The 1572-nt window shown below is 38.0% G+C and carries 2 protein-coding genes; both read left to right on the top strand.

Features of this window, described 5'->3' with window-relative positions:
- Positions 1-637: 637 nt before the first annotated feature.
- Positions 638-1150 carry a hypothetical protein gene (locus tag QUA99_RS32775; protein ID WP_333245795.1) on the top strand — a complete coding sequence of 171 codons (513 nt, stop codon included), beginning with the start codon at positions 638-640 and terminating at the stop codon, positions 1148-1150.
- 138 nt (positions 1151-1288) lie between these two features.
- Entirely contained in the window at positions 1289-1495 is a 207-nt protein-coding gene (locus QUA99_RS32770; protein WP_015177442.1) for a hypothetical protein, read from the top strand.
- The last annotated feature ends 77 nt before the right edge of the window (positions 1496-1572 follow it).

The raw sequence follows: 1572 nt of genomic DNA, 5'->3' as shown, positions 1-1572 counted from the left end.
ATATTCAATTAATTATTCCGATCGAGCATTACTCACCGCACGGGATTGCTAAATCATACCCCAATTCAGCAACGCCGCTAAAATCATTATCAATGCTGTTTTAAGAGATCTAATTTTTTCAAATTTATTTTTGGCTTCTAAATTTAGATCGATGCTAATATCAGGGAGTTGAAACTTCATATCATTATTGACAATAATTTATATAAAAATACGCCGACAAAAATACATTGGTAGATATTTGCCAGCGTAAAAACGTCAATCAAAACTCCAAGTTTAATTGATAGAGTTAACTGCTTTCGATATTTGTTGGGTTCCATTCACCTGTTTGGTAATCGAAGGCACGTAATTTGTGACTCCGTTGTATGAGTCAGCAGCTCTGCCACTATCGCAGCATGCAAAAGTGTATTTTTTCATTTTTTCTCCTTGTATAATAGGCTTTACCGATCGCTGCCAGTCAGAGAGAGCTAAACAATAGCTCCTGGTTTCAGGATATACTAGACCGATCGCACAAAAAATGTAAAGGGAAAAAAGTTGGAAAAAGTGGGAACTTCCTAAAAATCCTATGGGCGGCGCAAAAAGTTGGAAAAAGTTGCAAAAAGTTTGGTATAGTAACCATACCTATCTCACCATCCCACCTATGGATAGTCCTCAGATATTGCAATTTGTCGATGAAGTTGTCTATACCAACACAGGTAAACGTCTAAATAACTTGCAGCGGAGGATTATCGCAGGCATACTGAATCGTCAAAGATATGCTGACGTTGCAGAAACTTATGGTTATAGCTCCCAGCACGTTAAAAAGGCTAGTCACGAACTTTTGCAAATGTTATCTGAAGTGTTTGGCGAACAAGTTAAAAAAAGTAATCTTGAATCCGTTATAGAAAGACAGATAAATCAAAATATAAATCTTGGTAAAAATAATAATTTTCAAAATAACAGAATTAGCTACGTCAATAATTGTCCTAATCCCTCTACTCCTACCCCAGATGAAAGTCAGCAGGAAAGTCCCGACTTGCAGCCGAAAAGCAAAAATCAAACTAAGATTGAAACAATTGATAAATTACGGCAGTTTGGCTTGAGCGACGAGCAAATTGCAGAAGCGCTAGATATACCTTTAGAGCAGGTTAAGCAGGTGGACTTCGAGGAGTAAATCTGTGCTATCTCCGAATTTTACTGGATGGGCGATTCCCTACGGGATAGCTTCGCTTTACGCTCTTAGTTGTTTTGTTATAATCATCGAAGGTTGCCTTGTTGAAGTAAAATAAAATATTCCCACCTTTTTTCAGCTATGAACACAAAACTCATTGAATCCTTAGTACAAATCATCCAGACACTCTCAGAAGACGAGCAATTGCTAATAAAAGCAAAACTATTTAATAATATCCCCTATCCTTCTACTGTGGAAATAACCCAGTTAGCCCAAAGCGGAGGAGCATTTCAATTCCTGGACGACGAACCTGATATTTACACCCTTGAAGATGGAGAGCCTATTTAGTCGGAACTTACCCCGCACATAAGATTCATTTCTTCTGAAACCATTACAGGGCAAGACTTTCCTGGAGCGGGAAAATC

The organism is Microcoleus sp. F10-B2 (assembly GCF_036704965.1).
In the GTDB taxonomy this organism is placed as follows: domain Bacteria; phylum Cyanobacteriota; class Cyanobacteriia; order Cyanobacteriales; family Microcoleaceae; genus Microcoleus.
The sequence above is the reverse complement of the archived record's forward strand: the minus strand, read 5'-3'. Positions and strand labels throughout refer to the sequence as shown.

Bases quoted from the DNA above. Each gene is read 5' to 3' on its own strand.
- QUA99_RS32770 (WP_015177442.1), top strand. From the start codon at position 1,289: ATGAACACAAAACTCATTGAATCCTTAGTACAAATCATCCAGACACTC.
- QUA99_RS32775 (WP_333245795.1), top strand. From the start codon at position 638: ATGGATAGTCCTCAGATATTGCAATTTGTCGATGAAGTTGTCTATACC.